The sequence below is a fragment of the Longimicrobium sp. genome (assembly GCF_036554565.1).
In the GTDB taxonomy this organism is placed as follows: domain Bacteria; phylum Gemmatimonadota; class Gemmatimonadetes; order Longimicrobiales; family Longimicrobiaceae; genus Longimicrobium.
Genome location: NZ_DATBNB010000292.1, coordinates 1 through 7646 on the forward strand (window position 1 = coordinate 1; position 7646 = coordinate 7646).

A 7646-nucleotide genomic window follows, 5' to 3' on the forward strand; every position below is an offset into this window, starting at 1 on the left:
CAGGCCAGCCCAAGCGCAATCGAATTCTCCCCTCTCCCGCTTGCGGGAGAGGGGTCGGGGGAGAGGGCAGCCGCAGCATGCGCCGGTGTCCGTCGAAACGCCCCAAAGCTCGCCAGGGCCCGCCCGAACACCGCGCGCAACGGAGCGCACCACACTGGCTCCCTTCCCCCGCGCAGTTTGCGGGGGAAGGGTTGGGGATGGGGGGCGCCGGCGGATGCGCCACGTCCGGCCCGACCGCCACGTGGTCCCGTCCGCGTCGCGTGGTTCTACGGCGTCGCGCCTCAAGGTTCTCGCACGCTGCCGCGCCCGGGCTTCGTGCCGGCCGCGGCTGGATCCTTCGGCCCGCACGGGATCGGTATACGTGAGAGTGTGGTGTGGCTTGGCCTCAGGATGACAGGCTTGGGTGTGTCAGACGGTATGTGCCGGGGTGCGTCGCTTAGCACGACGCGAGCCCCCATCACTCCCGCGGGGCGTCCTCCGCACCCTCCGGGGGCAGCAGCGGCGTGACCGCGCACTCCGACACGCCGTGCCCCTCCACCGCCGTCACCTCGAACCGCACGTCGTCGTACTCCACCACGTCGCCCGCCAGCGGGGGCCGGTCCAGCAGCGACAGCACCAGCCCGCTCACCGTATCCACCTCGTCGTGCTCCAGCACCAGCCCCAGCTCCTCGCCCACCTGGCTGATGCGAACCGTACCCGCCACCAGCAGCCGCCCATCCAGCGCCCGGTGGATCTCGGGGCGGGCCACCCACCCCTCCTCGATCTCGCCGACCACTTCCTCGAACAGGTCCTCGATGGTGATGACCCCCGCGGTGCCGCCATGCTCGTCCATCACCACGGCCATCTGCGAGTTCACCCGCCGCATCGCCGCCAGCACCGTGTCCATCTCCGCCGTTTCGGGGATGTACGGCACCTCGCGCACTTCCGAGGGCCGCAGCGCGCGGCGGTTGGGCATCCGCCGCAGAATGTCCTTGATGTGCACCACGCCCGTGATGTGGTCCAGGCTCCCCTCGTACACCGGGTAGCGGGTGTGCGGGCTGGAGCGCAGGATGTCGAGCATCTCGTCGGCGGTGGCGCCCGCGGGGATTCCGACGACGTGCACCCGGGGGATCATCACCTCGCCCGCCGTCAGGTCGCCGAACTCCAACAGCTCCTGCAGCACGTCGGCCGATTCCTGGCGCAGCATTCCGCCCGCCTGGCTTTCGCGCACGATGAACTGCAGCTCCTCCGGCGTGCGGTAATGCTCGCCCGAGGCCACGTAGCGGTTGATCCCCGCCAGCCGCAGCACCGCGTTGCCGAGCGCGTTCAGCCCGATGACCAGCGGATACAGGATCTTCTGCACGACCAGCACCGGCGGCGTCACCCACACCGCCGCCTTGTCGGCCTGCTGCAGCGCGATGGACTTGGGGATCATCTCCCCGACCACGATGTGGAAGTACGTCAGCAGGGCCACCGCCAGGACGCTGGCCAGGGTGTGGGCGCCCGCCTCGCGCAGCGGCCCCAGCCCCACCAGCCAGTGCCCGATCCACTCCGCCAGCACGTGCTCGCCGTACATGCCCAGCCCCAGCGAAGCCACCGTGATGCCCAGCTGTGCCGTGGCGATGTAGCGGTCCTGCCGCCGCGGGTCCTTGAGGATGTTGCTGACGATGCGCGCCGCGGCGTCGCCCTCGGCCGCGCGGCGCTCGATGCTGGCCCGCGGCGCGCCCACGATGGCGAACTCGGCGGCCACGAACAGCGCGTTCAGCAGGATCAGCACGGTGATGATGACGAGGGGGACCACCTTATCCATCCGCAGCCTCCCCGCCGCCGTCCCCCGTCCGGCGCCCGCCCGCCGGCAGGGCCAGGATGGCCTGCACCGCGTGCCCGGAGATGGCCTCGACCTCCACCTGCACCCCGTCGATCTCCAGCCGCTCGCCCGCCTCGGGAACGTGCCCCAGCTCCTCCATCACCCGCCCGCCCACCGTGTCGGCCTCGCCCTCCCACAGGATGCCCAGCCAGGGCTCGGCCTCGTCCAGCCGCATCCACCCGGGAATGCGCACGCGGCCGTCGTCCAGCCGCTCGGGGCCGGGCTCGTCGTGGGTGCGGAACTCGTCGGCCACCTCGCCCATCACCTCGGTCAGCACGTCGTCGAGCGTCACCAGCCCCGCCACGCCGCCGAACTCGTCCATGACGATGGCCACATGGCTGCGCCGCTCGCGCATCAGCGTCAGCAGGCGGTCGGCGGTGACGCTTTCGTGCACCATCAGGATGGGGCGCATCAATTGGCGGAGGCTGGGCACCCGGCCGGCCTCCAGGTATCCCCGGAACAGGTCCTTGGTGTGGAGCAGCCCCTCGACGTGGTCGATGTCGCCACGGTAGACGGGCAGGCGCGTGTACGGCGTTTCCACCATCTTGCGCAGCACCTCGTCCACGGGCGTCTCGATCTCCACGCCCACGATCTCCTGCCGCGGCACCATCAGGTGGCGCGCGGGGCGGATGCCCAGCTGCAGGGCGCGACGCAGGCGGCGGTGCTCGTCGGGCTCCAGCAGCCCGCCGTCGCGGCTTTCGGCGATCAGCAGGTCGATCTCTTCGGGCGAGTGGATGTGGCGGTGGCCGACGGGGGATACGCCCATGGCCCGCAGCGCCAGCGCGCCGCTGCCGTTCAGGAAGCCGATGAAGAACGAGAACGCGCCCAGTGACCATTTCATGGGCAGCGACGTCTTGAGCGCGACCTGCGTGGGAAACTGCAGCGCCAGCGACTTGGGGACGAGTTCGCTGAGCACCATCGCCAGCACCGTGAGCACGACGAGGATCACGCCGGCCGCGGTGGAAAGCGCGGCGGGGCGCTCCATCCCCCACAATCGCTGGAAGAGGCCAGCGAGGGGCCCGGCCAGGGTGGCCTGCCCGTAGGCGCCGATGATCAGTGAGGTGAGGGTGATGCCGATCTGGCAGGCGGCGATGTAGTGGTCCAGCGCCGCGGGATCGTCCAGGTACGGGAGCAGGCGGATGGCCGACACGTCGCCCTGCTCGGCGCGCTGGCGGATGCGGCTGCGGCGCACGCTGACGGCCGCGAACTCGGCGGCCACGTACAGCGCCGTGAGCGCGATCAGCGCCAGGATGATCAGGATGGAAAGGACCATCAGCGGGGGGCGCACGCGGGAGCGGGCCCAACGCCGGGGGGGCGGTGGGGTGTCCCTGTGCGGACCGGTCTTGTGTTCGGGTTCGGAAACACGCTCATTGGGGAGTCGGCGAACGCAGGGAGCACGCCACGGCGCCGGACGGACGGGCGGCACCCCACGTCCCGTGGAGGGTACGTGTTGCGCGAACCCCCCGCAAGGCGATCCATTCAACGTTCGCGAAAGGCGCAGGGCGCCTTCGGATCGTCAACGCGACTTCAACGGCTTGGGATGGACCAGGAAACCGCACTCAGCGACAAGCTGCGCGACCGAATCTTGAGCGCCCTGCACCTGGGGCTGCTCCAGCCGGGCGACCGCCTGCCCAGCATCCGTGCCCTGTGGCGCGAGATGGGGGTGGACCACCGGGTGGTGGCCCAGGCCTACCGGATTCTGGAGGACGAGGGGCTTGTGGAGGTACGCGGCCGCTCGGGCGTGTACCTGGCCCCGCAGGACCAGCTGGGCGGCGAGGTGCTGGCCGAGACGGCGCGGTGGATGGCGGGGGTGCTGGTGGAGGGGTGGAAGCGGCGGATGACGCTGGCCGAGATCCCCGAACTCATCCGCCGCTGCACCAGCACCGTGCCCCTGCGCTGCGCCGTCGTGGAATCCAACGTCGACCAGATGACGGTGTACAGCGCCGAGCTCGAGGAGCAGTTCGGGCTGACGGCGGTGCCCGTCTACATCTCGCCCGTGCCCCTTCCCCGCCCCGACCGCTCGGTGGAGTTCCACGCGGTGGAAGAGGCCATCCGCTCGGCGGACCTGGTGGTGACCACCAGCTACCACTCGCGGCTGGTGCGCAAGGCGGCCGAGAACGTGAACGTGCCCTCGGTGACGCTGACGGTGAACGCCGAGGTGGTGGAGACGGTGCAGCGGGAGATCCGCACGGGCGGGGTGACGCTGGTGTGCGTGGACCCGGAGTTCGGCAACCGGCTGCGCGCCATGTACGCCGACGCCAGCGAGGGCGAGCAGATCCGCGTGGTGCTGGCGGACGACGAGGAGGCCCGCGCGGCGCTGGACCCGTCGGAGCCGGTGATCCTCACCCGGGCGGCCCGGGCGCAGCTGGGCGCGGGGGTGCAGCTTCCGCCCCTGCTGCTCCCCCACTCGCCCACCTTTTCGGCGCACACCGCGCGCGAACTGCTGCAGCTGATCATCCGCCTGAACCTGGCCGCGGCGGAGCGGCAGGACGCCACGCAGCTGCTGGCCGGCACCGAGTAGCAGAGCGGCGACGGCCTGGAGTGTAGAAGGCGCGCGGCCCCTTGGGGGTCGCGCGCCTTCGCCGTTCTCCCCCTCTCCGCACGGCTGTTTGTGCGGGGAGGGGGCCGGGGGGAGGGGCGCTGTTGCGTTCCCTGGACGCAGCGGCTAGCGTACTCGGAATCAGGCGCACCCCGCGCCAGCGGCCCGGTACCCGGAGGCTTCACCCTTGGAAGGCATCCGGCTCACCCTGTACGTGGCGGGCGAAAGCTCCCGGTCGCAGGCCGCGGAGCGCAACCTTCGCGCGCTCTGCCGCGGCCTTCGCGGCGCCGACCTGCGCGTGGTGGACGTGGTGCACGACCCAGACGCCGCCGAGCACGCCCGCATTCTCACCACTCCCACGGTAGTCCGCGAACACCCCGCGCCGCCCCGCCGCGTTACCGGCGACCTGGGCGACGCGGCGCGCGTGCTGGCCGCGCTGGACCTGCACACGGACACCGACCCATGAGCCACGACACGGCAGGCGTCACCAAGCTGCCCACCGGCATCTCCGGCCTGGACCACATCACCGAGGGCGGGCTGCCCCGCGGCCGCTCCACGCTCGTCGCCGGCACGGCGGGGAGCGCCAAGACCGTCTTCGCCACCCAGTTCCTGGCCGCCGGAATCGAGGAGTTCGGCGAGGCCGGCGTCTTCGTAACCTTCGAAGACGGCGTCGACGACATCCGCCGCAACATGCGCGGCTTCGGGTGGGACATCGAAGGATGGGAGCGCGACGGCAAGTGGGCGTTCGTCGACGCGTCGCCCCATCCCGACGGCGGCGAGGTGATCGTGGGCGAGTACGACCTGGGCGGCCTGATGGCCCGCATCCGGGGCGCCGTCGAACGCGTCGGGGCGAAGCGGGTGTCGCTGGACTCGCTCAACGCGCTCTTCGTGCAGTACCGCGAGCACGCCCTGCTGCGCGGCGAGATGTTCCGCATCACCCGCCTGGTCAAGGAGATGGGCGTCACCGTCATCTTCACCGGCGAGCGGCGCGAGGAGTACGGCGAGGTCAGCCGCCACGGACTGGAGGAGTTCGTGGCCGACAACGTCGTCATTCTTCGCAACCTGCTGATGGACGAGCGACGCCGCCGCACGATCGAGCTGCTGAAGATGCGGGGCGCGCCCCACCAGCGCGGCGAGTTTCCCTTTACCGTCACGCCCGACCGGGGGATCGTGGTCGTCCCCATCTCCGGGATCCCGCTGACGCAGAGCTCGTCCACCGTGCGCATCACCTCGGGGAGCGACGAGCTGGACCGGATGTGCGGGGGCGGCTTCTTCCGCGACTCCATCATCCTGCTTTCGGGCGCCACGGGAACGGGAAAGACGCTCACCGTCACCCAGTTCCTGGCGGGCGGGGTGAAGAAGGGGGAGCGCTGCCTGCTGTTCGCCTTCGAGGAAAGCCGCGACCAGCTGTTCCGCAACGCCGCCGCGTGGGGGTACGACTTCGCGAAGATGGAGGAGGACGGGACGCTGAAGGTGGTGAACCAGTATCCGCACGCGATGTCGATGGAAGACCACCTGCTGATGATGCGCGACACCATCCGCGACTTCGAGCCCAACCGGGTGGCGGTGGACTCGCTGTCGGCGCTGGAGCGGGTGACCAGCGTGCGCAGCTTCCGCGAGTTCGTCATCGGCCTCACCTCGTTCCTCAAGCAGCAGGAAACCGCGGGGCTGTTCACGTCCACCACGCCGTCGCTGCTGGGGGGATCGTCCGTGACGGAGAAGCACATCTCCACGCTGACGGATACCATCATCCTGCTGCGCTACGTAGAAACGCACGGACAGATGCGGCGGGCACTGACCGTGCTGAAGATGCGCGGCTCGGCGCACGAGCACGACATCCGCGAATACACCATCGACGGCACGGGGATGAACCTGGGCGAGCCGTTCAGAGAGATTTCGGGGATCCTGTCCGGCCACCTCGTGCAGGGTGAGGCCGAGGGATCGGACTCCGGGCCGGCCGCGGGCGGCTGACCCATGCAGGCCACGCCCTCGTCCGGCGACGCGCGGCTGCGCACCATCATCGACCGCCTGGCCGATGGGGTGCTGATCGTGGCGTCCACCGGCGAGGTACGCTTCGCCAACCCCGCGGCCGAGGCGCTGTTCGGCCGCACGCGCGACGAGCTGCGCGAGGCGGTGCTGGGGCTGCCGCTGGTGGCGGGCGAAACGGTGGAGATCGACGTGGTGCGCCGTGGCCAGGCGCCGCGCGTGGCCGAGCTGCGGGTGGTGGAGCTGGACGACTGGGAGGGGCAGCCAGCCCTCCTCGTGTCGCTGCGCGACGTCACCGACCGCCGCGACGCCGAGGAGCAGCGGCTGCGCGCGGAGAGCGAAACCGCGCGTCGGCGCGAAGCCGAGGTGGCGGCGCGCCGGGCGCGCTTCCTTTCGCAGGTGAGCGCCACGCTGGCCGGCTCGCTGGAGCCCTCGGCCACGCTGGCGCGGCTGGCGCGCCTTGCCGTCCCCGAGCTGGGCGACTGGTGCGTCATCGACCTGCGGGAGAGCGACGAGTGGCTGCGGCGCGTGGCGGCGGTGCATCACAACCGCGAAAAGGAGCCCCTCGCCGCCATCCTGGCCGAGCGCTATTCGCCCCGCCCGAACGATCCGTTCCCCGCCGCGGAGGCCGTGCGCACCGGCCGCGCGGTGCTGTACTCGCCGCTGGACGACGACACGCTCGTCCAAATCACCCGCGACGCGCAGCACCGGCAGCTGATCCGCGCCCTGGGAACGCGCGCCGCCATGGCCGTGCCCCTGGTGGCGCGGGGCGAGACGTTGGGCGCCATGACCTTCGGCTGCGGCTCGGGCGAGTACGGGGCCGAGCACGTGGCGCTGGCGCAGGACTTCGCGGCGCGCGCGGCGCTGGCGGTGAGCAACGCGCGGCTGTACGAGCAGGCGCAGCAGGCCAGCAAGGCCAAGAGCGAGTTCCTGGCGGTGATGAGCCACGAGCTGCGCACCCCGCTGAACGCCATCCTGGGATACTCGGACCTGCTCGACGCGGGGATCCACGGCGAGATGTCCGAGGAGCAGCGCGAGCAGCTGGGCCGCGTGACGGCCAACGCGCGCGACCTGCTTCACATCGTGGACGAGATCCTCACCTTTTCGCGCATCGAGTCCGGCACGGAGAGGGCTCACTCGGAGCGCACGGACCTGCGCGAGGTGATCCAGCAGGTAGCGCAGCGGATGGAGCCCGCGGCGCGGCGGAAGGAGCTGGAGTTCCAGGTTCGCCTGTCGGAAAAGCCGGCGCTGGTGGAGACGGATGCGCCCAAGGTG

The 7646-nt window shown here is 71.0% G+C and carries 6 protein-coding genes; 4 read left to right on the plus strand and 2 right to left on the minus strand.

Translation table 11 applies throughout. The annotated features are described in order from the left end of the window. Positions 1–457: 457 nt before the first annotated feature. Together VIB55_RS07835 and VIB55_RS07840 are read right to left on the minus strand one after the other, a co-directional pair. Entirely contained in the window at positions 458–1789 is a 1332-nt protein-coding gene (locus VIB55_RS07835; RefSeq protein WP_331876118.1) for a hemolysin family protein, read from the minus strand. Beyond that, positions 1782–3119, minus strand: a complete 1338-nt coding sequence (locus VIB55_RS07840; protein ID WP_331876119.1) for a hemolysin family protein — start codon at positions 3117–3119, stop codon at positions 1782–1784. Before VIB55_RS07840 ends, VIB55_RS07835 begins: the two co-directional genes overlap by 8 nt. A gap of 267 nt (positions 3120–3386) precedes the next feature. On the opposite strand from VIB55_RS07840, the gene VIB55_RS07845 reads away from it, so the two are divergent. The 4 genes from VIB55_RS07845 to VIB55_RS07860 all read left to right on the plus strand — a co-directional run. Further along, on the plus strand, positions 3387–4367 hold the full coding sequence (locus VIB55_RS07845; RefSeq protein ID WP_331876120.1) for a GntR family transcriptional regulator: 981 nt from the start codon (positions 3387–3389) through the stop codon (positions 4365–4367). Between the two features lie 205 nt (positions 4368–4572). Continuing rightward, a complete protein-coding gene (locus tag VIB55_RS07850) occupies positions 4573–4851 on the plus strand; it encodes a circadian clock KaiB family protein (protein WP_331876121.1) in 279 nt (92 codons plus the stop codon). Continuing rightward, entirely contained in the window at positions 4848–6356 is a 1509-nt protein-coding gene (gene kaiC, locus VIB55_RS07855; RefSeq protein ID WP_331876122.1) for a circadian clock protein KaiC, read from the plus strand. The genes VIB55_RS07850 and kaiC overlap by 4 nt, the downstream gene beginning before the upstream one ends. Positions 6357–6359: 3 nt before the next feature. Then, positions 6360–7646 (plus strand): histidine kinase dimerization/phospho-acceptor domain-containing protein (locus VIB55_RS07860; RefSeq protein ID WP_331876123.1); only part of this gene is annotated, 1287 nt, incomplete at its 3' end.